This window comes from Vibrio sp. SCSIO 43132, from assembly GCF_019904195.1.
Lineage (GTDB): Bacteria > Pseudomonadota > Gammaproteobacteria > Enterobacterales > Vibrionaceae > Vibrio > Vibrio nigripulchritudo.
The window spans coordinates 2,056,809-2,081,325 of record NZ_CP063199.1; the positions used below are offsets into that span (position 1 = coordinate 2,056,809).

The 24,517-nt window shown below is 44.4% G+C and carries 30 protein-coding genes; 23 read left to right on the plus strand and 7 right to left on the minus strand.

Going from position 1 to position 24,517, the window contains the following annotated elements; translation table 11 throughout:
* Positions 1–202: 202 nt before the first annotated feature.
* Genes INR79_RS09305 through INR79_RS09315 form a run of 3 tightly spaced genes read left to right on the plus strand, consistent with a single transcriptional unit; the run spans position 203 to position 3,436 of the window.
* Positions 203–1,012, plus strand: a complete 810-nt coding sequence (locus tag INR79_RS09305; RefSeq protein WP_316606908.1) for an L-iditol 2-dehydrogenase — start codon at positions 203–205, stop codon at positions 1,010–1,012.
* Positions 1,013–1,050: 38 nt separating this feature from the next.
* A complete protein-coding gene (xylB, locus tag INR79_RS09310) occupies positions 1,051–2,544 on the plus strand; it encodes a xylulokinase (protein WP_223093775.1) in 1,494 nt (497 codons plus the stop codon).
* Positions 2,531–3,436, plus strand: a complete 906-nt coding sequence (locus INR79_RS09315) for an AraC family transcriptional regulator (RefSeq protein ID WP_223093777.1) — start codon at positions 2,531–2,533, stop codon at positions 3,434–3,436. The genes xylB and INR79_RS09315 overlap by 14 nt, the downstream gene beginning before the upstream one ends.
* 123 nt (positions 3,437–3,559) lie before the next feature.
* Here INR79_RS09315 and INR79_RS09320 read toward each other — a convergent pair whose 3' ends face one another.
* Entirely contained in the window at positions 3,560–3,736 is a 177-nt protein-coding gene (locus tag INR79_RS09320) for a DUF6435 family protein (protein WP_223093779.1), read from the minus strand.
* Positions 3,737–4,041: 305 nt separating this feature from the next.
* On the opposite strand from INR79_RS09320, the gene INR79_RS09325 reads away from it, so the two are divergent.
* The 3 genes from INR79_RS09325 (at position 4,042) to INR79_RS09335 (ending at position 6,506) form a co-directional block, all read left to right on the plus strand.
* The gene (locus INR79_RS09325; RefSeq protein ID WP_223093781.1) at positions 4,042–4,401 is read left to right on the plus strand and encodes a DUF805 domain-containing protein; all 360 of its coding nucleotides are present in this window, start codon (positions 4,042–4,044) and stop codon (positions 4,399–4,401) included.
* A 140-nt stretch (positions 4,402–4,541) separates the two neighbouring features.
* A complete protein-coding gene (locus tag INR79_RS09330) occupies positions 4,542–5,420 on the plus strand; it encodes an AraC family transcriptional regulator (protein ID WP_223093783.1) in 879 nt (292 codons plus the stop codon).
* 84 nt (positions 5,421–5,504) lie between these two features.
* Positions 5,505–6,506 (plus strand): hypothetical protein, encoded by a 1,002-nt coding sequence (locus tag INR79_RS09335; RefSeq protein ID WP_223093785.1) that lies wholly within the window; start codon positions 5,505–5,507, stop codon positions 6,504–6,506.
* A 105-nt stretch (positions 6,507–6,611) separates the two neighbouring features.
* Here INR79_RS09335 and INR79_RS09340 read toward each other — a convergent pair whose 3' ends face one another.
* Positions 6,612–7,298 (minus strand): DJ-1/PfpI family protein, encoded by a 687-nt coding sequence (locus INR79_RS09340; protein WP_223093787.1) that lies wholly within the window; start codon positions 7,296–7,298, stop codon positions 6,612–6,614.
* Positions 7,299–7,417: 119 nt separating this feature from the next.
* Between INR79_RS09340 and INR79_RS09345 the strand changes: the two genes are divergently transcribed.
* Positions 7,418–8,362 (plus strand): LysR family transcriptional regulator, encoded by a 945-nt coding sequence (locus tag INR79_RS09345; RefSeq protein ID WP_223093789.1) that lies wholly within the window; start codon positions 7,418–7,420, stop codon positions 8,360–8,362.
* A gap of 206 nt (positions 8,363–8,568) precedes the next feature.
* Positions 8,569–8,901, plus strand: a complete 333-nt coding sequence (locus INR79_RS09350; protein WP_022550693.1) for a YnfA family protein — start codon at positions 8,569–8,571, stop codon at positions 8,899–8,901.
* A 63-nt stretch (positions 8,902–8,964) separates the two neighbouring features.
* On the opposite strand, the gene INR79_RS09355 is transcribed toward INR79_RS09350, so the two are convergent.
* The 3 genes from INR79_RS09355 to INR79_RS09365 all read right to left on the minus strand — a co-directional run bounded on the left by INR79_RS09355 (position 8,965) and on the right by INR79_RS09365 (position 12,236).
* Positions 8,965–9,948: an arsenic resistance protein gene (locus INR79_RS09355; RefSeq protein ID WP_022590854.1), complete on the minus strand. Its 984-nt coding sequence runs from the start codon at positions 9,946–9,948 to the stop codon at positions 8,965–8,967.
* A gap of 19 nt (positions 9,949–9,967) precedes the next feature.
* Positions 9,968–11,089: an NAD(P)/FAD-dependent oxidoreductase gene (locus tag INR79_RS09360; protein WP_262415329.1), complete on the minus strand. Its 1,122-nt coding sequence runs from the start codon at positions 11,087–11,089 to the stop codon at positions 9,968–9,970.
* A gap of 328 nt (positions 11,090–11,417) precedes the next feature.
* Positions 11,418–12,236 carry a class I SAM-dependent methyltransferase gene (locus tag INR79_RS09365; protein ID WP_004398334.1) on the minus strand — a complete coding sequence of 273 codons (819 nt, stop codon included), beginning with the start codon at positions 12,234–12,236 and terminating at the stop codon, positions 11,418–11,420.
* A 324-nt stretch (positions 12,237–12,560) separates the two neighbouring features.
* Here INR79_RS09365 and INR79_RS09370 point away from each other — a divergent pair, with 324 nt between their 5' ends.
* The 10 genes from INR79_RS09370 (at position 12,561) to INR79_RS09415 (ending at position 17,643) form a co-directional block, all read left to right on the plus strand.
* Positions 12,561–13,196, plus strand: a complete 636-nt coding sequence (locus tag INR79_RS09370; RefSeq protein WP_223093791.1) for a GIN domain-containing protein — start codon at positions 12,561–12,563, stop codon at positions 13,194–13,196.
* A gap of 21 nt (positions 13,197–13,217) precedes the next feature.
* Entirely contained in the window at positions 13,218–13,769 is a 552-nt protein-coding gene (locus INR79_RS09375; protein WP_223093793.1) for a GNAT family N-acetyltransferase, read from the plus strand.
* Between the two features lie 23 nt (positions 13,770–13,792).
* Complete coding sequence (locus INR79_RS09380; protein ID WP_223093795.1) at positions 13,793–14,524, plus strand: class I SAM-dependent methyltransferase; 732 nt, start codon at positions 13,793–13,795, stop codon at positions 14,522–14,524.
* Positions 14,525–14,595: 71 nt separating this feature from the next.
* Positions 14,596–14,958: a VOC family protein gene (locus tag INR79_RS09385; protein WP_223093797.1), complete on the plus strand. Its 363-nt coding sequence runs from the start codon at positions 14,596–14,598 to the stop codon at positions 14,956–14,958.
* Between the two features lie 173 nt (positions 14,959–15,131).
* A complete protein-coding gene (locus INR79_RS09390) occupies positions 15,132–15,473 on the plus strand; it encodes a hypothetical protein (protein ID WP_223093799.1) in 342 nt (113 codons plus the stop codon).
* 2 nt (positions 15,474–15,475) lie between these two features.
* Entirely contained in the window at positions 15,476–15,853 is a 378-nt protein-coding gene (locus INR79_RS09395) for an NUDIX hydrolase (RefSeq protein WP_223093801.1), read from the plus strand.
* Positions 15,854–15,870: 17 nt separating this feature from the next.
* Positions 15,871–16,368 (plus strand): AAA family ATPase, encoded by a 498-nt coding sequence (locus INR79_RS09400; RefSeq protein WP_223093803.1) that lies wholly within the window; start codon positions 15,871–15,873, stop codon positions 16,366–16,368.
* Positions 16,369–16,386: 18 nt separating this feature from the next.
* On the plus strand, positions 16,387–16,830 hold the full coding sequence (locus tag INR79_RS09405; protein ID WP_223093805.1) for a GNAT family N-acetyltransferase: 444 nt from the start codon (positions 16,387–16,389) through the stop codon (positions 16,828–16,830).
* A gap of 80 nt (positions 16,831–16,910) precedes the next feature.
* Positions 16,911–17,348, plus strand: coding sequence for a hypothetical protein (locus INR79_RS09410; protein WP_223093806.1), 438 nt, complete (start codon positions 16,911–16,913; stop codon positions 17,346–17,348).
* Positions 17,341–17,643, plus strand: coding sequence for a DUF6506 family protein (locus INR79_RS09415; protein ID WP_223093808.1), 303 nt, complete (start codon positions 17,341–17,343; stop codon positions 17,641–17,643). The genes INR79_RS09410 and INR79_RS09415 overlap by 8 nt, the downstream gene beginning before the upstream one ends.
* Before the next feature lie 89 nt (positions 17,644–17,732).
* On the opposite strand, the gene INR79_RS09420 is transcribed toward INR79_RS09415, so the two are convergent.
* Positions 17,733–19,640, minus strand: a complete 1,908-nt coding sequence (locus tag INR79_RS09420) for a methyl-accepting chemotaxis protein (RefSeq protein WP_022611427.1) — start codon at positions 19,638–19,640, stop codon at positions 17,733–17,735.
* A 255-nt stretch (positions 19,641–19,895) separates the two neighbouring features.
* On the minus strand, positions 19,896–20,723 hold the full coding sequence (locus INR79_RS09425) for a formate dehydrogenase accessory sulfurtransferase FdhD (protein WP_223093810.1): 828 nt from the start codon (positions 20,721–20,723) through the stop codon (positions 19,896–19,898).
* A gap of 115 nt (positions 20,724–20,838) precedes the next feature.
* Between INR79_RS09425 and INR79_RS09430 the strand changes: the two genes are divergently transcribed.
* The 5 genes from INR79_RS09430 to INR79_RS09450 all read left to right on the plus strand — a co-directional run bounded on the left by INR79_RS09430 (position 20,839) and on the right by INR79_RS09450 (position 24,511).
* Positions 20,839–21,270, plus strand: coding sequence for a DUF3305 domain-containing protein (locus INR79_RS09430; RefSeq protein ID WP_022550709.1), 432 nt, complete (start codon positions 20,839–20,841; stop codon positions 21,268–21,270).
* Entirely contained in the window at positions 21,206–21,793 is a 588-nt protein-coding gene (locus INR79_RS09435; RefSeq protein ID WP_262415403.1) for a DUF3306 domain-containing protein, read from the plus strand. The genes INR79_RS09430 and INR79_RS09435 overlap by 65 nt, the downstream gene beginning before the upstream one ends.
* Before the next feature lie 179 nt (positions 21,794–21,972).
* Positions 21,973–23,649: a 4Fe-4S dicluster domain-containing protein gene (locus INR79_RS09440; protein ID WP_223093814.1), complete on the plus strand. Its 1,677-nt coding sequence runs from the start codon at positions 21,973–21,975 to the stop codon at positions 23,647–23,649.
* A 10-nt stretch (positions 23,650–23,659) separates the two neighbouring features.
* Positions 23,660–24,274 carry a molecular chaperone gene (locus tag INR79_RS09445; RefSeq protein WP_223093816.1) on the plus strand — a complete coding sequence of 205 codons (615 nt, stop codon included), beginning with the start codon at positions 23,660–23,662 and terminating at the stop codon, positions 24,272–24,274.
* A gap of 42 nt (positions 24,275–24,316) precedes the next feature.
* Positions 24,317–24,511: a transcriptional initiation protein Tat gene (locus tag INR79_RS09450; RefSeq protein WP_223093818.1), complete on the plus strand. Its 195-nt coding sequence runs from the start codon at positions 24,317–24,319 to the stop codon at positions 24,509–24,511.
* Positions 24,512–24,517 lie beyond the last annotated feature (6 nt).

Consider the following 24,517-nt stretch of genomic DNA (forward strand, 5'->3'; position numbering starts at 1 on the left):
TTCGTACGTCTGTCTAAAATATGTGACAGGCTTGATAGTGATAGGAAAGCCCAGCTCTCAGACAAATTTGGGTCGGAATTATATAGATATACCTTAGGGTTATTTCACTCTAAGCATCTTGGCGATTCTCGTGTCTACACATTCAAAAACAGCCGCAAAGCCAAGAAATCAGGTAGAACGCTTAAAATCATAAGGAAATGAAATGAGTATCACCGTTTTTAATCAAGACCAACTGGTTTTGAAAGGGAAAGTCGCTCTGCTTAGCGGCGCAAACGGAGGAATTGGATTAGCGGTTTGCGCCACTTATCTTGCTAATGGCGCAAGCTGTATGGTTCTGGATCTTGCTGATTCTCCATCCGCAGAGCTACGCGAGTTAATAAAGCAATACCCAGACTCGCTAAGTTACTGCCCAACCAATGTGACGGATTTGGATCAGATTGAGCAGGCAATTTCAAAGACAAAAACACAGTATGGTCAAATTGACGTGCTGTTCAACAATGCTGCGATATTCGATATGGGACCGATTCTTGAGTCTACATCTGAACAGTTTGACCGCTTATACAACGTCAACGTGAAAGGGATGTTTTTCATGATGCAGGCAGTCGCAAAAGAAATGGTTGCAGCAGGTAAGGGCGGTAAGATCATCAATATGGCATCGCAAGCGGGAAGGCGCGGTGAACCTTTAGTTGCTCACTACTGCGCAACTAAGGCAGCGGTTATCAGCTACACCCAGTCTGCTGGGTTGGCACTGGCTGACAATGGCATTAATGTAAATAGTATCTCGCCGGGCGTCGTCGACACTCCAATGTGGGATCAGGTGGATGCATTGTTCGCTAAGTATGAAAACCGTCAGCCCGGTGAAAAGAAAAGGCTGGTTGGTGAAGAAGTACCGTTGGGACGAATGGGCTTGCCAGACGACATGGCGGGAATGGCGTTGTTTTTGGCGTCACCAATGTCAGACTACATTACCGCTCAGACATTTAATGTCGATGGCGGCAACGCGATGAACTAAGAGTAAAGGCATACTTTAACGCAGCATAAGGAAGGAAAATGGCGCACTACCTGGGAATTGATATTGGTACTTCATCGGTAAAAACGTTGCTTATGGGGGGGAATGGAACCGTCGTTGGCACCGCTGGCGAATCCTATCCTGCATCCACTCCTAAACCACTATGGTCCGAACAGGAACCCGATTTATGGTGGAATGCAACGCTTAACACTCTGAAGCAAATCAAACACGATTTCCCAGTGCCATTTTCCGATGTTCAGTGCATAGGGCTTTCTGGGCAAATGCATGGCGCCGTCATGCTCGATGAGTCGCTCAATCCAGTAAGACCCGCCATCCTTTGGAATGATGGACGTTCACATCAGCAAGCAGAAGATATGAATCGTGAGTTTCCTGAACTCGGGAACGTAGCGGGTGTTCCCGCGATGTCTGGATTTACCGCTCCTAAACTGCGCTGGATGGCAGAGCATGAACCGGACGCGTTTAAGTCTATTCGACATATTCTCCTTCCCAAAGACTACGTCAGGCTAAAGCTGACTGGCGAGCTTGCGACAGACGTCAGTGATGCTGCAGGCACCTTGTGGCTTGATGAAGAAAGCCGTGAATGGTCGGACAAAATGCTCGAAATCAGTGGGCTTCGACCAGATCAGATGGTTACCTTAAAAGAAGGCACAGAAGATACTGGTCAGCTTTTAGCAGAGATTGCGTCCGAAATTGGCTTATCCACTTCGGTCACCTTATGCGCTGGCGGGGGAGATGCAGCATGCGGAGCCATTGGTATTGGAGCAATAAATCAGGGAGACGCGTTCATATCTTTAGGGACATCCGCTCAGTATTTTGTGACCACTGAAACCTACAAACCTTATCCTCATGCTTTAGTCCACTCTTTTGCTCATGCTGTTCCTGAACGTTGGTTTCAAATGGCGTGCATGTTGAACGGTGCCAGCCCGTTAAAGTGGTTCGCCGATTTAACCAAGCAAGATATTGGTGAGCTTATTGCTGAGCTCGAAGCCGATTACGATCCCACTCAACCAACGCTATTCCTCCCATATTTGATGGGGGAAAGGACGCCTCATAACAATCCATTTGCGACCGCCAGTTTTCACCATATGACATGGGCGACAAAAGGGCACCACATGACTCAGGCAATATTGGAGGGTGTTGGTTTTTCACTGCTAGACTGTCAGAACGCCATTCAGGAAAGCGGCACTAAAGTCGAATTTCTGGGTGCCATTGGTGGCGGAACCAAAAGCCGATTATGGCTTCAGATTATCGCCAACATTCTAGGCATAAAGATCCTTCGCTACGAAGGTGGAGAGAGCGGTCCGGCTTATGGAGCGGCGAGGCTGGCCAGGCTGTGTGATACCGGAGAACCTGTTTCATCCGTTTGTCATGCACCTAGAGTGCTTGAAGAGATTTTCCCCAACCCAGAGTATCAAGCCGTCTATAAAAAGAAATACCAAGAGTTTAAGACGCTATATTCAGAGTATGAGAAACAGCGTTCGAGTCGAGTAGGAGCTTCTTATGTCCACCTATGAAATTAAGCCGTATCATCGGGAAAGCCTGGGCGAAGAACCCGTTTGGGAGTTCATGGCGTTCGACAAAGAATCGGTGGCGTATACGGAACATGGCGTACCTCATCACCGAATTAAATGGCATGTGCATGAGCAATACGAACTCCATCTGATTGTGAAAACAACAGGTAAAGCCATGATAGGTAACCACGTAGGGCCATTTTCGCCGGGGCAACTTATACTGGTGGGTCCTTGGCTTCCCCATAACTGGGTGAGCTATCTTGCAGAAGGGGAAACTCACAAGCTGCGAGACATGGTGGTGTTGTTTGAACCTGAACTGATACAGAGAGCGGCACAAATATTTCCTGAATTATCCTTGTTTAAGCAACTGATAGAACAGGCAAAAATGGGGGTAGAGTTTCTGGACGTGCCCATGGAAACCAGCATGGAATTTATGAAATCGGTCCGTAATACCCGGGGCGTTGAGAAGCTAACTAACTTCCTGAGGTTTATGGATTTCCTAAACGAACAGAAAACAAGAATTCTGTCCACGCTTCCGCCCTCTGAGAAGAAAGATTCCGAAGTCATGCACAACAAAATTAACCTTGTGCTGGACTACGTTATGCTTAACCACGAAAAAACCATTCGTGTGAAAGATGTCGCCGATCTTATCGATATGACGGAATCTTATTTCTCACGCTTCTTTCACAAATCAACAGGACATCGATTCACCGATTTTGTAAACCGAATACGCATCCAGCGAGCCTGCATCAAACTGGTTGAATCAAAAGAAAGTATTGCCAACATTAGCCAGCAAGTCGGCTTCGCAAACCTCGCCAATTTCAGTCGCCAATTCAGAAGAATTAAAGGTCTGACCCCGCTCGCATACCGCAAGAAAAACTCGGTGGATGGTTAGTCTGTCTTACCAGTGAAGATGTGAGCTAGCCTAAGCTGAGTTTTCGTAATTCAAATGACGTGACGGATCCTTAATCAACCACGTCATTTAAAAGGATCCTTGTCCTTTTGACTGGGCAATAGTTTAAGAACTGGAGTTGCCCATGCCCTTAATTTGCTCAAAAACTTCTTCAGCTTCAGCAGTTAATAGTGAGTAAGTTCGGATGTCTCCGCGCCTTTGAGCTTGCATCGCTTGTTCAAGAAGCATCGAGTGTCGTTTTTTGAGCTTTTTAGCCGAGTTGTTCTTAAAAAAAGAAAACATATTTAGATCCGTATTTAGATAACTATCTGTACTACGGAAGGCAATTGGAAATGGTTCAGCGAATGCGTGTATGTGAAAATTAAATTTCCAAAGTTGCTTTATGTTGTTTAGCTCACATCTAATTTTGTTCAGCACTTTACATGCCTTATTCAATTTTGATGCTTATGTCAGTATCGATTTAGTAGTGAACTATTTGAATCCCCCTAACCAGAGCGAGTTTAAGGCTGTATTAAGCCACTTGGAGGGACCATTCACTTAACTTATTACGGTATCTATCATTAAAAGCAAACCATAGGGAATGGGAAATGGAATGGTATATAGCTGTCTTAAAAAAGTATGCGATATTTGAGGGGAGGGCGAGAAGAAAAGAATACTGGATGTTCATTTTGTTCAACGCGATCTTCACGTCTATTTTGGGGCTAATTGACAAAATTTTAGGGATTGAGTTTCTGGGCATCATTTATGGGTTGGCGCTAATCGTTCCGGGAATTTCGGTAAACGTGCGTCGCTTACATGATATAGGTCGTACTGGATGGTGGGTTTTAATTGCGCTAATACCGCTCATCGGCTGGATAGTACTCATTATTTTTGCCGCGACAGAAGGTGTTAAAGGTACTAATGAGTATGGTGCAGACCCCAAAGAATCAGATGAGAGCCACGCCTGACGTATTTAACTGTCTACCAGTCTGCTGCCCAAAGGGTTCGGCTCTACGCGTTTTCCTCTTCCTCAGTACCAGACAGCAAAAAAAGGTGAGACGCGAATTCAGCTTGATAACTACTATATTCTCTCATGTGGAGGCTTTGTATGAGCTGGCTTGAAAGATTGAATTTAGTTCTTGATTACATTGAGGAAAACCTTGATGGTGAAATTTCGATAGATGAGGCAGCCAAAATTGCATACTGCTCAAAATATCATTTTCACAGAGTATTCTATGCCTATTTCAATGTAACCTTTGCTGAGTACGTTAGGCGGCGTAAATTTACCTTGGCTGCTGTTGATGTGGTAAGTAGTCAGGAAAAAATCATTGATATCGCCTTAAGATATGGATACGACTCCCCAAACGCCTTTACCCGAGCATTTCGCAGCGTGCATGGGATTAATCCAAGCGACGCTCGAACATCTCAGGCAAAAATCGCCACGTACAAGCGAGCCTCTTTTCCTTCTGAAGCTATAGGTGCCGAAAAGATGGATTATAAAATAGTAGAAAGACCTTCGTTTAAGATTGTTGGGAAAAGCAAGAGCTTTAAATTCGATGACTTTGCAAAAAATGGTCAGAATTTTTGGAAAGAGTACGTCAAGTCGAATGAGTATAAAGCGCTTTGTCAATTAACTCATGGCAGACCGGGATCAATAACTGGCGCTCCACTTCTCACCGCCTATTTCCCAAGTGAAGCAGACAAACTCGATGAATTTTTGGATGTGCTTGGCATAGAGTTTATTCCAGACAGCAACTCAGAAGAATTCGAAGTTCATACAGTGCCAACTGCCACTTATGCCGAGTTTGAATGCACTTATAGAAGCGCTATGAAAACGAACAGATATATCTACGGTGAATGGTTTTCTGCTACGGGTTACGAAAGGGATGGAGACAAACCCGATATTGTCGCTTATTTTCCGATGCCTTATAGGCATTTCAGTGAAATGGGTGTTCGTTGGTGGGTCCCTGTTATCAAAAAAGAGTAGGGTAGCTCGGCTGTCATAAGTGTTGTGTCTGCCAATACGAGAGTAGCGAAGAGCCCTAGCGTTAAATTCAAGGGAAATGAACGGATGAAGAATATTTTCGTAAGGTTTTTTATATTTACGCTAGCAGGGATTTGCTCAATAAATTCAGGATTTGCTCAACCCCCTCTTTGTGCTGAAGATACTTCTCCGTATAGAGATTTGGATTTTTTGGTTGGAGAGTGGGAATTTTATACTCTGGATGGAAAGCTGATAGCCAACCAAACGTACCATAAAAAGGAGAAAGGCTGCCTGATCCTAGAAGAATGGAAGACAATTTCAGGTGAAACTGGTACGGGAATGAACTTCTTTGATCCTGAATCAAAAAAATGGCGTCAGGTTTGGATGAGTCCACGTTTTCATATTGATTATTCCGGAGGATTAGATGAGTCGGGCAATCTTATCCTAGAAGGGCGTATGTACCCTAACAATGGGGAAGCAAGCTCCGCAGTAAAAGGAGTATACACCCGAAATTCTGATGGCTCAGTTACCAAAGAGTTTCTCAAACTTGGTAAAGAAGAAAATAACTGGAAACGCTTTTTTATTGGTGTAGCCAGGAAACCATCCCAACGTTCTGAAGCAAACGATTTAGCCAAACCTAGTGGTGATTCTTTTTGTAAGTCATCTCACCGACTTTCTAACGCTCTAAACTTCTTGCCGGGAAAATATGACTATTATCTGGAAAACGGCAACAAACTTGGTCGGACAGAATATCAGACTACTTCTGGCGGTTGTGCCATTCTGGAAAAATTCAAAAATAATAAGGGTGACCTGTCTGTCGGTGTGCTCAGCTTAGACGTTAACAAAGGGAAATGGAGGCACTTTTGGAGTAGCGAAAGATTTACTTTCGAAGTGTTTGGCGAACCGACATCTGAAAACGTTTTGTTTTTTGAAGGAAATATTGTTAACCACTCTACAGGAAAAGAAACGCCTTTCAGGGGAACATGGAACGTTGACAATAAAGGGAACATCAAACATGTATATGAAACTTACGATACAAAGTCTGAAAGCTGGAAACTGTTTTTTTCAGATATTTCCAGAAAGTTATGACGACTAGCGTGCAGGTTTCTTTCGAATGGAAGTTAAATATTTTAGTCGGACTACAAGAGAGGGCAGCTGACCCTCTCTTGAGGCTGTTTCAATAAATATCAGCACTTAAAAAGTCTGATGAGAGAAGCGAGAATATTGCAGTGCATCCGCCACTTCCTGAGCTTTAGATTGTGAAGTCATCAAATTCAAAAGCTTTAGTGCTGCCTGATAACTCACAAGGCTGCCATTGGATGTGAGGACATTCCCATCGACGACATAGTTTGTGTCGCTCAATACCTTCACTTTAGGATAGTCACGTTGAAAATCTCTTTCACCACCAGCCCAGGTGGTTGCTTGTTTACCATTTAGCAAACCAGCTTCTGCCAACAGGTAAGCACCCGAACAATTGCTTGCCATCCATTCCGCTTTTTTTGACGTTGAAGCGATATAGTCGATCAGCACTTTGTTTTCGATCAGCGGATCCATGTCATAGCTCGATGTAACGATTAACGCATCAACCTCTGGTGATTGCCCAATCCAGGTATCAACTCCAATTTTTAAACCTTCCTCAGTGGTGATCATGGGTTTGTCACTGACAGAAATAGTGACCGCTTCATAGTCACTGAACCAAGTTAGTCGACTTGCAACGCCAAACACTTCAAGTGGTGCCGTAACGTCCGAGGTAAGCACACCATCATAGACCAAGATACCTATTTTCTTTTTTTCCGCTGATGCCGTAGGTACCAAGACAAACAATGCGAGAAAAACGGTGAACAGAGCAATGATACGACCCTTCAATTTGCCATCAAACATTTTGTCATCCTTTAATTTAATAAATAGCTGCAACCATCTTAACGAGCGATTTTCATGATTGAAGTGCCGACTTCTCTCATCTAAAGTGAATATAATTCACGAATGGATATGGATTTAGCATGGACAAAATACGCTCGTTGCGATTTTTCGTTGCAACATTAGAGAGAGGGAGTTTCGCTGGTGCAGCGAAAAAATACGGCACCGATCCATCAACAGTGAGTAAAGCTTTGCATAGATTAGAAGCTGAGATTGGTGTGCAGTTGTTTCAACGGTCAACACGCCAACTCAGCCTGACATTGGCAGGTCACCAATATGCGCGTACAGCAAAGCTTGTGTTAGATGAGCTTATCGCCTGTGAGGAAAAGTTACAGCATCTGAATAGTTCGCCGTCGGGTACGCTAAAGCTTAATTTGCCTGTTTCTTATGGCCGCCGCTATATCCAGCCTTTACTTAAGCAGTTTCGCCAACAATACCCCAGTATAGATTTGGAAATTCATTACGACGATTCCTATGTCGATATGATAGAGCAGGGCATTGATGTCTCTATTCGTTCCGGCTCGGTGCAGGATCGCCAGTTAATTGCTAGGCAATTAAGCCCGATTGATTTCCTTATTTGTGCAAGCAAAGAGTATCTCGACCAGCACGGAACACCCAGTGGACCAGAGGATTTTCATCTGCATACCTGGATTCGGTTTCGCTATAAACAAACGGGAAAGATACTTGGGCTAAAACTCTCTCCTGAAGATGAGGCTCAAACGCAAGCGGTAGACAAAAACATCATCGTTAATGATGGAGAATCGATGGCGGAACTTTGTGCTCAAGGGCTTGGACTGACGCAGATTCCGCATTTCATAGCCCGAGACTGGATCAACAGTGGTGAACTACTCCCGCTATTCCCTGGCATTCGGTCTGCGGACGAAGGGGTCTACATTCTCTATCATCGGCGAGAACTTCTTCCATTGCGGGTAAAGCTATTTGTGGATTTTGTGGTTGAGGCAATACAGGATCAAGGCGAAAGCCCACGTCACACTTGGGTTAGTGGTCTGAAAACTGTTCGACCTTAATGAGATATCATTTCTTTGCTGAAGAGTAACCTAAGTGTCGCGCTTTCGGTAACGCCAATGTAAAGCTATTTCACTTACTCTTCGATTCCAATTAGATTGGGTTAATCAATGGATGATCATCAGAACACTTTGGCTTAGTAGCCATAACACTGGCGAAACCAAAATGATTGTTGAATGAACAGTATTAAAAAATTGAGGAAATTCGGTTGCTAGAAGTAAAAACACTTGGCTTGTTCTTTGTCACAGCGATTGCAGAAATATTAGGATGTTATTTGCCATATTTATGGCTAAAAGAAGATAAGTCAGTTTGGCTTTTGGTACCTGCCGCTATATTCCTGGCTCTTTTTGCCTGGTTGTTATCTCTTCACCCGACTGCGGCGGGCAGGGTTTACGCGGCATACGGTGGTGTTTACATTTTTGTTGCCATCGTGTGGCTGTGGCTAGTTGATGGGATCCGACCAACACTTTGGGATATTGTTGGGGTGTCTGTCGCACTGTTAGGCATGGCAATCATCATGTTTGCTCCAAGAGCTGCGTGATAGTAAAAAGCCGCTTACTCTTTGCTAAACAAGGGTAAGCGGCTTAATTGACTTTTCAAGTAATTAACTGGACGTTGCTAAATTGCTGGACGATTCAGATTTAAAACGCTTCAGGAATATCGCTTTCAATGCCGTTAAATGAGGGAACTCAATTAGCATTCCGATCGTGATGGTCGCGTAAATCAGCGGTTGGTCAGGTATAGCTACCGTCGTTAAACCAAGCATCAGAGGGGCGTTTCTTGCTCCGGTGGTGAAGGTGAGCAAACAATGCTCTGGGTACTCTAGCTTTGCAAACTTCGCTGCCAGTTCTCCTAATGCAAATGTCACGATAAAGAAGACGAAAATCGCAAGAAGCAATAGAGGAACGATAGATAAGTGTGCCGCTAGCTGGTTGATGTTGGCAGCAAATATCTGACCAACCAAAAGCATCAACACCAACGGAATCAACGCATTACAGATAGGCAATAATTTATCGATAAAGCGATGCAGAACAAATCGCAAAACAGTGGCGGCGATCAAAGGTTTGATAAACCATTCAAGCAGAACTGTTAAGTCAATTTTGTATTCAATAACTGTATTGAACGCAAGTAGATAAACCGGGAACAAAACAAGCTGGCTCACCATATTGATTGGCAATAAAGTGGCTCCCAATTCTACGTTACCTTTAGCAAGGCGAGTAAAGCCCAAATACCAGTCGGTGCATGGCGCCATAAAGTAAATAACAAGACCTGTATAAAACAGCGCTTCACCAGACAAGAAAACCGACGCAATACCGAATCCAACTACGGGTATGATGATAAAGTTCATCACCCAAGCCAATCCGATAAAACGAACATTGGTTCCGCCTTTAAACACACCTTTCAGCGGTACTTCAAACAGCAACAGAACCACTAACGCCATAATAGTGGGGTCGATATAGTTGCCTGCAGAACTGCCAAGGCTAGGGGAGGTAAGACCAATTATCGAACCCACCACAATGGCCAATATTAAAAGGCTTGTTGAATGAGTGAATAAGCTGATCGTTTTAGTAACGTGCTTCTTAAACATAAAATCCTCACACTATTAATCAGCAGAAACACTGCTGAGTTTCACAACACGTAAAGTCATCCAATAACATTCCTGCCTGCTCGTAGTGATTTAAGACAGACGTGTCCAGCCCTAGCTCAGCACCAATAATGCTGCATGGTGTTGCGAATCGACCGCGGAATTTGTATATGAAGCAAAGCAAATTGTTTCCGTGAACCAGTTTGGGACCAGACAAAAATAAGTTGCGATGCAGGGTGGATTCATCAAATTTATTGACGATAGGAAATCCGTCTTCTGCTATATCAAAGAGATCAGTTACCGGACCAAGGTGGGTATCGAAACCCGTGCAGTTGATGGGTTTTCCCTTGCTTATAAGTGTGTCACCTGTGGTTGATATCAGTTCATACTGATCTTCTGAAGCTCGAACTTCCAATACTTTGAATCCCTGTTCAAGTTCGACTAAATCCATGTTTGCCATAGACGATAAACGCTCGGCTGTGTAAGGACTCAACACTCTACTTGGGTCATAGGTATCTTCTTGCTCGCTACCCGAATCAATCAAGGTGACGCGCCTTCCCTGGCTTGCCAGGTTAAATGCGGCATCAACACCACTTTCATATGTGCCAATTACGGCGTAATGTTCTTCTTTGCAATCAGCCCAGGAATCGATTTGACTGTTGTGTAAACAAAGTTCACTGCCTTCAAAGGCTTTCAACCGAGGAGCGGCATACTCCCCACCTGCCCATATCAAGTATTGGCATAGGATAGGTTCACCGGATTCTGTCTTTACCAAATAGCGGTCTTCGCTATGAGGTGTCACTTCAACAACCTTAGTATTTTCCTTCACCGGTAAGTCGTAATGCTTCGCCACGCTACGCAGGTATTGGGCATAATCTGCACCACTTGGGTGCTCTTTGTTTAAACTGAATGCAGGGGAAGTATCCGGTGTGATCGCGTTAAGGTCGGTCTGGTGATAGCCGTTACTGGGAAATGACGGGGTGATCATTCGCATTTCCTTTGGCCACGCTTCAAAGCTACTACCAATGGTATTAGCATCAATGACCAACATATCTTCGTTTTCGATCTCCATTTGTTTAAGCAGAGCAGCGCAGCCTAAACCTGCTGGACCTGCTCCAATGATGACCACATTTATCTCTTTCAAACTACAATCTCATCCTTTGAATATTTGAGATGTTATAACATATCACAAACTAACAAAGATGATAGTAATTATCATTTGTGCGAATGAAATTTATCTTCTGTTCATGAGGTTGAAAGTGGGAGATAACCTATTGATTGGTATGGGCAGCTTAACTACCTAAACTGAATTCAGATATTAGATCGATTGGATCTTCGTGCGAAGGAATTCGCAAAAACAGGAAAAGAGTACCACTTTTACGTTCTCAGTTTTCGACAGCAATAGGGTGTAGAAACACTTCGCTAAGTTCGCGATTCTGACTTGGTTACTAGCTACCTATAGGCTGGAGAATTTATTGCCAGCTTTCCAGCTTAACGATTGTTGGGGTAGCGTTTTTCAGACCGGGAGTTGACGTGAACAATAAAAATACCCACTTCATGATTCCTCTGGGGAAAGTTGAATACCCAATATCTCTCACGCTCACATGTTCAGGAAGCCATCGGCTAAATGTTTGCCTTATCTGACTACGATTCACCCCCCAAGGCATGGGAGGCGCTTTATAATCTGGCGTTTTCTGCCAGCCATCTTGTGAGATAGTTTTCTTGGAAAGCCACGCAGGGATGGTATCAAACATAACTACCCAGTTATCGAAGTTCTGTTCTATTGCCTGAAGCAGAGACCTCACTTGTTCTTCGGCGAAGTACATAAATAGTCCCTGCGCAGAAATGAATACGGGCTTGTCCTTGGGAACACTTTCAAACCAAGTCAGATCCAAGGCAGAAAGAGCAATATGGAGATGACGCGAGTCGGGCTGAATAAACTGTTCTCTGTTTTCGATTGATTCAGGTAAATCAACACATAACCATAATGCTTTGTCGTTATCTATTCGAAACCGTTGTGTTTCAAGCCCTTCTCCGAGATTAACAATAGTGCCATCGGGATACTCATCAAGAAAAGCACTAATTTCACGGTCAAAATCAAGAGACCGAATCGCATGTGAAGGATCTGCCTTACCGAAGCTCTTTTCGTAGTCATAGTTGATACTCTGGTAGATCTGAATGGCTTTGTCGTCCTGTATCACCGAATCTTCACGCATCGCTTCATTGGCACGGTTATGCAATGTCCATAGCATGGTTTCTGGTACTTCTTTTAACTGAGAATCGACTTTCATTGGATGTCTCCTGATCAGCAATGTAGTGAGAAGCGATACCTCTCATATCGAAAAGTTGTGTTACTTATAAGGGAAAGACCATTGTTTCGATTTCTATATCAATTCCGATTGCGGTACAAGGTATATTACAAATGGCATCTTTTGATTGCAGAAGGTAAAAGCTAGACCTGTTACTCCATACTTTTTTGTTGAATTAATACCGATGATTCTATTCTAAAGTCGCTGCGATCCTTGGTTCGACAATCGAGTGGTTCAAACACAATTCAGTTGGTAAAAAGGGTGTCCTCCACACCTTTCTGTAGCGTTAAATTAAAGGGAAAAACAATGAAAATTCGGCACTGGAATTATCTGGCTTTCGCTCTGGCGAGCAGTCAATTAGCATTCGTAAGTAACGCCTTCGCAGGTGGTAGCGTACCGGACTGCGATTACACAAAGCTGGTGGTAAACGCACCTTCAACCGTGAATCTTGTGGCTCAAGGGAAATCATCTGGTAGCGTTGAAGGAACAGACAAAGAACTTGGGTATCTTAGATACAAATGTTCTAGCGGAAAGCTCGTAATAGACACTAAAAACAATGTCCGAATCAGCAAAGGATATCAATTCAACCTAACCAATGGATCTGTGAATGAAGTGATCTTAAATGGTGACCAAGAGGCAAACATCACAGAAGTGACGGCAAATGAGTTCGACTTGTCGGTTTATGGTTCTGCCACATCGCAAGTATCTGGCAATGCAGAATACTTATCCGTCACTGCAGACGGTGACGTAGATGTCGATGCATCTGAACTGAAGGCTAAAAAAGTGAAAGTCAGGATCAATGGTTCAGGGCAAGTGAAGGTCCATGCTTCAGAGACACTAGACGCCCAAGCGAATGGCTCTGGTCGTATTGAATATTCCGGAGTACCTGAGCATCTGAAAGCTTCGTTTAACGGCAGTGGCTCCATCTCTTCAACTCAATAATACAGGCAGCTTTTTCACTGAATGATTACAACAAAAATAGAAACAGAGCGTTTGATATTGAGAGCGCTTAGCGAAAACGACGCACAAGACCTTTACGACATTTTTTCGGATCACCAAGTCATGAAGTATTGGAATTGTGCGCCTTGGGATGGGTTAGATGTCGCGACTCAGTTCATCAAAACCAGCCGTGAATCGATGAATAACAACAAAGAACTCACTCTTGGAATATACCTCAAAGACAGCGGGAACCTGTTAGGTAAAATAATGCTGTTTAATTTAGAGCAAGAGTCCAGAAGAGCCGAGATTGGGTTTGGCATTAGCCGCAATTTTTGGGGAAAAGGCGTAGTGTTTGAAGCAGCGAGTGTACTTATTGAGTACGCGTTTAGCACATTAGAATTGCGACGAATCGAAGCTGAAATTGATCCCCTGAATGTCGCATCAGGCAACGCTTTAGAACGTCTGGGTTTTGTGAAAGAAGGGCTTCTAAGGCAAAGATGGGAAATAGGCGGAGTTGTTTCAGATTCCGCACTCTTCGGGCTTTTAGCAGGAGAACATCGGACTCAATCGGGTTAAGTTAACCAAAATAAGGAACCTATGTGAGCGAGCAATATAACACCCAGGTATCAGAACATTACGCAGCGTATCGACCACCTATTCATAGAAAAATTCTCCAAGATATTTTTCCAGAAAACCAACGCTTTTCTACCGGTCTGGATATAGGCTGCGGTACAGGCATATCGACAGAAGCACTCAGCCATTTCTGTGAGAACGTTATAGGTCTTGAACCCAGTGAAGCAATGCTCGCTCAGGCAACACCTCATAAGAACATCAGCTTTTTACAAGGTACAGCAGAAAGTATCCCGCTTGGTGAACAGTCTATTGATGTCGTTTCTTTTGCAGGCTCCTTGTCATACGCAAAATCCTCAACACTGAGTACTGAACTGGCTCGGGTCTGTCGCCCAGACGCGTTGATTGTAGTTTATGATTTTGAAGTAAAACTGGAACAGTTTCTAAATAAGCTGGGCGCTGCAATTCCACCCAGATCCTCTAGCTATAACCACGCTGAGAACTTTGAAGGAGATTCAAACCTTCATGAACTTAACGTTTCGAAAGCAGAAATCACTCTTCCGGTAACATCTGAAGAGCTGGCACACGTGCTGTTTTCGTCTTCAAGGCGCTATTCGGCACTTGCCGAGCGATTTGGTAAAGACAGCTCGTTTTCCAAGGTGGTAGAAGTACTAAACAAGCAAAGCCATAACCATCAAATTTCGATTGATACATACCATTCGACATACCGCCTTAAAGTATCGGAATCCTTCAGCATCTAGGGTCTGCTGACACTCCTTGTCAGCGGTGTGAATATATAGTTCTCCTAACATTGAGTAGGAGAAACTGAACCATGAAAATGAACTATTTTGTTGTTGGCACGAACGATCTGGACAGATCTACACAGTTTTATGATGCGCTGTTTGAGAAAACCGCATTTAGTCAGGTTTTATCCAACGAAAGAATGACTTACTGGCAAGATGAATCCAGAGACTTTGCGTTCGCAGTCGCGATCCCATTTAACCAAGAACCCGCCACTAATGGAAACGGAACCATGGTTGGATTTAGTGTGGGTTCCGTTGATGAAGTCAAAAGGCTTTACAATAAGGCACTTGAGCTAGGTGGTACCTGCGAGGGGAAGCCCAACCAGAGAGGTCCCCGATTCTCAGCTTATGTCAGAGATCTCGATAAAAACAAATTGGTGTTTGCGGATTAAATTCATTCCTAAACGAGCAGCGGGATATTTTCTCCCGCTGTACTTCCAAATTTCCTTTTCTGCGAGCTTTCGCACTCTATGCCATCCATTAAGTGTTGACCCCACCCGTGAATTAAAAATAATAATTAACAAAGAGTTAGAATCTAAATAAATGATATTTTTTGGAGAATAAAGTGTTTCTACGTCGAGCATGGAAAGGTGACATCGCGGTTTGGCAATCTGTCGTATTCGTCAGTTTGGTTGGCTATGTTCTAACAACGCTAACCGCTCTGGCAATCGGCGCCGTGGCTATGCAATTTGAATTTTTCACCAACTCTGAGTCCATTCTCAAGACAACACAATATGCGATCTCTTCATTGTTGTTTATCGGTTTTGGTATTTTTGCTGTGAAATCCTTGTGGACCTCGGCGAATAATCCAAAAAGAAATATTGGCCATGCCCTGGCAAGAGTGTGGGCAATTTGTATTGGTCTCTATGTGTTTGCTCTGATTATTCGATTGATATTTTTGGCTTAAAAATGAAAAAACTAGAAAGTGTTGCCTGGGTTCTTGCGCGTGACTCAAAAGTACTTTGCGTAAAAACCAAAGGAAAAGACAAATATTTTATTCCGGGTGGAAAACTGGAACCCGGGGAGTCCCATGAAGCTGGATTAATTCGAGAGATTAAAGAGGAACTCTGTGTTGATTTAGATCCAGCTACGATAAAACGCGCGTTTTCCATCTGCGATGTGGCCTATGGATTTGAAGGTACAACGCTTGAAATGCACTGTTATTACGCTGACTTTATGGGAGAAATTTCTACCAGCTCAGAGATTGAGTCGATGGATTGGCTAGACCTTTCTCAACTTGAACTTTGTGCGCCAGCAGCTCAAAAAGCAATTTCAAAAGTGCTCTGAAGAGTCACCCCATTAAAATGAAAATCCACATCACAGGCAACGCAGGTTCCGGTAAGACAACGCTGGCAAGCAGATTAGGTGAGGCATTAGATCTGCCTGTCTATAGCCTGGACAGCGTCGTCTGGAAAGAGGGGTGGGTTGCGGCTTCAAAAGAAGAGAGATCGCAAGGTGAGAATGAGTTAATCGGGCATGATCACTGGGTTATCGAAGGCGTTTCTCGACTTGTCCGCGACAATTCAGATTATGTTGTTTTTCTAGATGTACCTCGAACCATTTGTGTGTTTCGTTGCTTAAAACGTAACTTACCGTACCTTTTCCGCTCCAGACCTGAACTTCCTGCTAACTGCCCTGAAATTATGATACTTCCACGTTTGCTAAAACTTATCTGGAATTTTCCCAGCTTAGGAAAACCAGCGATCTTGAGTTCTCTGAATCAAAAAAGAGGAATAGTTATAAAAGGGTCTTCCAATATAGAAGAGCTGGTCGCTCAGATTTTAAGAGATTTAAACAAATAACTTCACGGAGATAAATGCATGGAGCTTATCCGCATTGCGAAAAAAGACGATTTAACGGGTATTCTTAAATTGTATAAAGAACTGCGCGGCAACGATCCGGTTGTTACGGAGGAGGAACTCTCGGAAACCTGGACAACCATGCAAAATAATCCGCATACAACGCTCGTTGTCGCTGAAGTAGATGGACATCTAACCTCGACATGTCAACTAGGGTTAGTACCAACCGTGACCAACGCAGGCAAGCCCTTCGGAATTATTGAACATGTGATTACCAGTGAAAATTTCCGACGCCGTGGGCTCAGCCAGAAGGTATTGGAAAAAGCGCTAGAACTGGCTTGGGAACAGAATTGCTATCAAGTAGTGCTTCTGTCTGGCGAGACTCGTTTTTCGGCTCACCGGCTGTATGAAAAAGTCGGTTTTCAATCCGGTATTGAAAAAGGCTTTGTCATAAAAGCGCCATAGATTTCTATGGCACAGCAGATCATGATTCGAATTTGTCTTGGTGATAATGTAGTACTAAACCAACCGCAGAACAGAAGAACATGGAAGCTGTCGACACGTTTACAATACAAACTCATCAAGGTCGATATGAAGATAGGCCTCTAGAGTCACACCTTTATTTTCGTGGACAGCAACTAAGCTTCAAAGTCCCAGGGTATGTTATTGAAAAGCAGTACGACTGCGGTGCGTATTTTCTACTCATATTAAGCTGGGACTGCTTATTTGAAGAAGGTTGTGAAGTCGTCGTTATCAATAAGCAGTTCGAAAAGGTCGGCGATTGCAATTTAACACCGTACTACAACAGCTATGTTTTAACTTCATTCAGTAAGTTAGCAACGGACCAGTATCAGCTGATTTTTAACGACTCTGAATATTATGAGCTGACGGTACATTACCCTAAAAAGCGTTGGTATCGTCGGGTGGCAAAACTCGTGAAATCCCAACGCCCAATTGACAAAGATGGAGCGGATCATGCTTGAAAGATACGGTTTTATTGTAAAAGCAGACAATTACAATCATTCGGAACACAAAGCAAAAATCGCTACGCAAGGCTTCTCAACGAATATTACCTGTGTCAGCAGCGATGAAGAAGCGGTGATCGTAGCAAAGGAAATGGTGGAGCAAGGCATTCAGGTCATTGAGCTGTGTGGCGGCTTTGGGAAAGAGAGCGCAGAATTGATTATCACTCAGGTCGATACCCAAATACCCATTGGCTACGTAACATTTGATGAACCGGAACTTCAAAAACTTAAGCGGGTAATGGCAGAAGGGTAAAACCATGCGCCTATTCCGATGCTTCTAGGAGCATGTTACTCCTAGAAGCAAAACGCGATTTCTCTTCTAATGACTTCAATCGTTAAACCCTAGTATCTAAATTGCCCAACAATCAGCTCCAATCTATCCGCAGCCTGACGGACTTCACTGCTGTTTTGTACCGAAACATTCACGGCGTCTTTGGTGTTATTTGCCAGATCGGCAATGTGCGTGATGTTTCGATCAATGTCCGCAGACACCATAGCCTGCTCTTCGGAAGCGGTGGCAATTTGAGAGTTCATATCAAAGATGGCGCTGACTTCTTCCACAATCCTTTGAATTGCTTCTACGGCGTGTATTGTCTGCTGATTAGTGTCTCCCGCTTTAGTTAAGCTTTGTTGCATCAGGTTCACGGTGCTTTGTACACCAGTAGATAGCCCACTAATAGTTCGTTCAATCACCTTGGTCGAATCAGATGTACGTTTTGCAAGCTGGCGCACTTCATCAGCAACCACCGCAAAACCACGGCCATTTTCTCCAGCCCGGGCAGCCTCAATCGCTGCATTTAGCGCTAACAAGTTCGTCTGCTCGGTAATTTCACTGATCACCGACACAACAGATTGGATTTCGGTGCTCTGTTCTTCCAACTGACGCACCAGATTTTGCGAGTTGGTAATGTTATCGGTGAGCCCTTGAATGCTGTCACCCGCTATATGGCTGAGCCGCATGCTTTCTTCCGCATCAACTTTTACTTTATGCGCGGTACTGGCAGCATTCTCAATGTTTGAAGCAATTTCATTGGTGGTCATTAGCATTTGGTTGACCGCAGTAGCGATAGAGGAGGATTCCATCTGTTGCTGCTCGGCGTTATCCAAACTGGTGTTAGCGGCTTTTTGAGAGGATTCCGCCGCCTGAGCGAGCTGAACGGTTACAGCAGCCAACTCCAGCACGCTGCCCTGAAGTTTACCTACAAACTTGTCGAAGGACTGGCTAAGCTGGGCCAGCTCATCTTTACCTTTGTCTTCCATTCTTACCGTAAGGTCGCCTTCACCTTCAGCAATATTGCGCATCATGTTTCGAACATTAATCAACCGACCAGAGATCTGAATGCTCAGTAAAATAAGTAAGGTTGAGATAAACAGACCGATTCCGATACCAAAACTTCTGAGTTTGACTTTTGCTTCTACCCGCAATTCATTAACCAATTCACCAATCTGAGTCTGCATCCGGTTCAGACTATCTTCAGTACCGTGAACATTTTTCCTGAGTTCGCCACGCATCCCACTGTTATGATCTAACCCCAATGCTACACACGCTTTATAGAGCTCATCGAAAGCCCCTCTAAAGTCGTCAGAAGCCAGGCTAAGAGCATCGATCATCGCAGTTGAAAGAGGCTGTTCCTGAATCTTTGAATGAAACCCCTGCCAGTTTTCCTGGAACTGTTGATATTGCTCATGTCGCTGAGTCAGGAAAAATCGATTCTGGCTATCCACTAATCGCAAAAATTCATTAGAAAGGCTAGGGCGATCCGCGGTAACCAGAAGGTTATTGAGTTTTTCTTCCTTAGAATTAAGCTCGCCGAGCAGTCCGGATTCTTCGTCCAACCCGATGTAGGACATTTGAGTAGCAAGCCGGTTAAATTGAAGAAGGTATTGTTCTAACGTTTGCTCAATATCAGCAAAATCCGTGTTGCTCTGGGTCGCGTACTGGGCGAGCAGTGTGTCCAGATTACCGACTCTCGATTGCAGGGATTGGTAACTGGACTCAAATTTCTTGATGTATTTGGGATCTTTGCGCGCTAAGAAGTCTTTTTCATGACGCCGTAACAGAAGTAACTCTGTCTCACTTTGTGCGTTTTGCTCAGCAGCAAACTGCAGACTTTCCAGCTCTTGTATTATGGTGCTTTCATAAACTGCGTAAGTACCAATACAAACTAACAATGCACCAGTTACGGCAAGCAATTTCGCCTTAATCGTGTACTGAGAAAGGGCACCTGCGATTTTCATATTCAATGGCATAACCTAGCTCCTCCACCAATAACTTATCGCCGCCGCCTCGGAAAGACCCGATAGAGCAACGACCATTCTTGGTTTGGACTGACGTTAAACAAAACGATACAACTGAATTCGCTGAAGTATTGTTCCACTGAATGCCTTATGTTTCATTTATGTGTATTTTTCATGACAGTCAGTATTATTAACAGATAGCATAGTATTAGAGGATTGCAAGAAGGTGCGCTTAACGCACCTTAGAAGGGAAGAGAAAGGAAAAACTCAGTGATTGCCTTTTACATCAAACTTTATGTTTTCAGCACCGGTAAAGACCTGAAAACGCAAGCCTTTAGCTCGGGCGATAGTGGTAATGCCAAATTGCCTTGCCAGATCTAACCCCATTTGCGTCACACCAGAACGGGAAAGCAAAACCGGTATTCCCATTTGTGCCACTTTGATGACCATTTCGGATGTTAAGCGACCTGTCGTGTAGAAAATTTTGTCGTCACCAGTTTCTTGTTTAAGCCACATTTCTCCCGCCAGTGTATCAACGGCATTGTGGCGACCAACATCTTCAACAAACGACAATATTTCTTCTTTTCGGCAAATCGCACAGCCATGAACGCCACCCGCCTTTTTGTAGGTGTCATTGTGATGGGTGAGTGCCTCTAATGAAGCATAAATATCCGACTGCTTGGTCACAACCTGAGGTACCTGGTAGTTTTCGAGCTTTTTCATTACGTTGCCATACATAGTGCCCTGACCACAGCCCGAAGTAACAGTCTTCTTTTTCAGCGCTTTTTCTAAATGATCCGTATTTTCTTTAGTGATAACGGCAGCGGTGTTGGTTTCCCAGTCAATAATGACGGACTCAATGGCTGAGGGGTCTTCAATAAAACTCTGATTCTTTAAGTAACCCAGTACCAAAGCGTCGGGTCGCGACCCTAACGTCATCAGAGTCACGATTTCCTTCCAGTTAAGCATTACGGTAATAGGGCGCTCACAAGCTATTTCTTTCACCATGCGCTCGCCATATTCGTCAAATACCTCAACTTCTTGGGTAGGAGAAGGTGAGTTTCCTGTTTTTATTATTTTGGGCTGATAAGACAAAGCAGCTTCCTTATTCTTGTGTGTTCTACGTTCAAACAGCAATTACCTTGCCAATTGGCGCAAGAATTGCTTTTAACCCTTAAGACTTTTAACCAACACAAAGATTGGAAGCAATATGTCACTAGATAAAAACGAAGACCTCTGGATGGTTGAATGTGTCCTTGATAGTAAGAATGTGGGCACAGGTCGATGGGTTACTCAACAGTGGGAATGGAAGAGCATCAACCTGAAACCCGAAAACCACTCTGAGTTGACTATGCCTTTAGAACTTCATCGGGATGAACGCACTGACTACCGCTTTAACCTGAACTCGGTGCAGCCCAAACTGTTCCTGGCTCTTGAAAACCTTGACCAGCTAAAACCTGTTGCGTTAACAGCGTCTCAGGCGGTGGCAGGCAGCTATATGGATGGTGACTATCTGGTTCTTTCCATTGATATGCCATTACCAGTTCAGGCGTGGATGGAAGCCTTTATTGGCAGACATGGTGAACTTCTGGAACAACGACGTAAGAAGCGCAGAGGGGCGGGCAGAGCAAGTGGCAACTGATTTCTTAAAGCGCTGGAGCGCACGAAAATTACAAGAAGATAAAGACTCTGAATCAGAGCAAATCCTTGATCTTGAAAAAGCCGATACTCAGAAAACGGCAGAGCAGGAAGCCTCACCACAAGCGCCAGATAAAGCAGAAATACCAGACGATATCGAAGAGCCTGAACAAAGCGAGACCGACGAGCCCAGCGTTGCCTCTCTTTTAAAAGAGGGCGCTGACGCCGCGATAAAAAAAGCAGCGTTAAGAAAGCTGTTCCTCAGTGGTGAATTCAGTGAAGTCGACGCACTAAACGATTACGACCACGACTACGCATCAGTAGGAAACCTGACAAAAGAGGTCTCCGAAAAACTCCGCGGATGGGTGAAAGAACAGCTTGAAGAGGAGGAGAATCCTCAGAGTATCGGACAACAAGATGAAGCCGTCCAAAACACTAATGACTGTGAAGATATTCAGTCGGAAATTTCTGCAGACAACATGCAAGAAAGCCATCCAACTGGACAAAATATACCACATGGAAAGTAGGTACATTTTGACTAAGGCTCAGAAAATTAACCTGCGACAAAATGTCACAACTGCTTAACATTGCGCACATATTCCCAAACTAGAAGCTATCAAAATATCAATTAGGAGCGGTTGGATCGCAAATTGCTTTATACCTCCGATATAGGACGAAGATACGTTCAAAAATGGAACATAAAGCAATGTTAAAACAGAAACTTCCTGAGCCAACAAGTGCAAACGGATTCGCAAGGAAAGCAGCGTTAACCAACACTGTGGAGCTGACCAACCTCATTCCCCCAACGGTCAGCTACCACAGTGGGGGTCATACATTAGTGATTGGTCCTTTTCCAATTCTTGCTGAGATTGAAACGCAGCTAAACCATCTAGACTCGCTTACTCTGCTTTGTACCGAGCATGATGCAGAATCCGACCAATTAATCGATCCATCCCGACTGTATTTTGGTCACCAGCCACACATTCATGGTTTTCTTGGAGCCTTTAAAGTCACCGTTAATCACGCTGGAAATACCGTAAATTTAGCTACTGCGGCGATTGGGCATGACTGCTTTGATGTCGTGCTGGACATGACCTTGCAGGGGCTTATGACAGAAGAAGTACCGGTTCCTGGTTATTTCCCGTGTGGACGAGGGTATCCGACGTTACCAGAAGCACTGGAGTCGATCCCCGACATGATGGGCACGTTTGATAAACCAAAGTATTTTCGGCTGGACACCGATAAGTGCGCACACAGCTCTCGCGGTGTAAAAGGATGCGATCGTTGTGTTGATGCCTGCTCAGCCGGAGCGTTAACCAGTGATGGTAATGAAGAAATTGGGCACAAAATTCAAATCAACCCATACCTTTGTCAGGGTATCGGAACCTGTGCTACGGCTTGCCCGACAGAAGCCATTCATTATGCCATTCCCGAACCTACTCAAACTCAGGCATTTGTTGAAAGACTGCTAAAAAACTACCGTGAAGCTAAGGGCGATAACCCAATTATCCTGTTTTGCAGCAGTCGCCATGAAACATACAACCTGATGGCACTTAATGCGCTACCGGACAATGTGATTCCGGTTGAACTGGAAGAATTGCCGTCTGTTGGCATCGATACCTGGTTTGCGGCGCTGACCAATGGTGCGGCTCAAGTGATGTTTGCAGCGAGTCGTAAAATGCCAGAAACCATTTTGCGTGTTTTAGGGCAGGAGATAGACACAGCACAGGCGCTGCTTTCGCAGTTAGGAATTGAGGGTGAACGAATTCAAGTTTTGTATCTCGAAGACTTAAAAGATTCTAGCCCCACTTTATTGAATTCGTCTTTATGTACACCCATCGGTGAACTAAAGGGCACGAAGCGTGAAAGATTATTTAAATCGCTAGACCACCTTTCTTCCCTCCATATACCAGAAAAAATTCAAAGTTCAGTCCCCGCCAGCGCGCCTTTCGGCAACGTAAGTTGTGCCAGCAAGGACTGCACGCTGTGCATGGGGTGCGTAGCCGTCTGCCCAACAGGCGCACTACACAATGACGGAGTTTCACCGGAGCTCAGGTTTGTAGAGCAAGACTGTATTCAATGTGGGATGTGCGAAAAAGCATGCCCAGAAAGTGCGTTATCGCTCCAACCGAGATTCAACTGGGATAAAGAAGAACGAATACAAGCGAAAGTGATCCATCAGGAGAAAGCAGCGGAATGTTTACGATGCGGTAAACCTTTTGCGCCTCAGTCCATGATCACCATGCTACAGAATAAGTTACGTGGTCACTCCCATTTTAGCGATGAAATCGCCATCAACCGCATCGCGATGTGTGAAGACTGCCGTGTTATCGACATGTTCAACGACTTTGCTGAACATCCAGAAAAACAGCTGAATGTGTAGGGGGCGTCTAATGACTATTTCAGAACAGTCTACAAAAAATGAGTCAATGAGAAGCGACATCTACGCACTGTTTGCGGCTCTGATGCGCTCCGCTCCTAAAGAAGACGTGCTCGACTGGCTTCAAGGCATTGAAATCAGTGAAGGTGCCGACAGCCGAATGTCTGATGCATGGACGCAACTCAGTCTGGCGGCCGCTATATACAGCCCACAAGACATTGCAGATGAATATCAACTCCTCTTCATCGGAATTGGCAGAGGAGAAGTGATGCCATTCGCATCCTGGCACCTGACAGGGTCGCTCATGGAAAAGCCTCTGGCTCTAATTCGACAGGATTTAGAAAGACTGGGTTTTGAACGCAATGAAACCACCAAAGAACCTGAAGATCATATCGCCGCATTGTGCGAGGTTATGTCGCTTCTGGAAACTGAAATCGAGCAAAACGCGTTCTTTAACCGCCACATACAACCTTGGTTTGAAAAACTCACGGTACAGATAAAACAAGCTGAGCATGCGCAATTTTACGCAGCCTTGGCGACTGTGATGAATCAGTTTTTGTTGATAGAGCAAACACGCTTCGCCCGTGTTCCTGTTCGAGAAACAAAGATGATCGCAACCGAACAATAAAACAGAGATGCAAAGCATCCATTTACGTAACTGGAGCAATGTATGAAAGACAAACAAGCCATCGATCCTCGACGCCGGGACCTGCTCAAAGGAATGACCACAGTCACGGTAGCAGGGGCACTTGCCGCTGGCACTTCCAAAGTCGCTGCTGCTGAGGAAACACAACCAGAGGTGACCGAACCAACCACCGGATACAAAGAAACGCAACATATCCGTGATTATTACGACACCTTATAAGGAGCA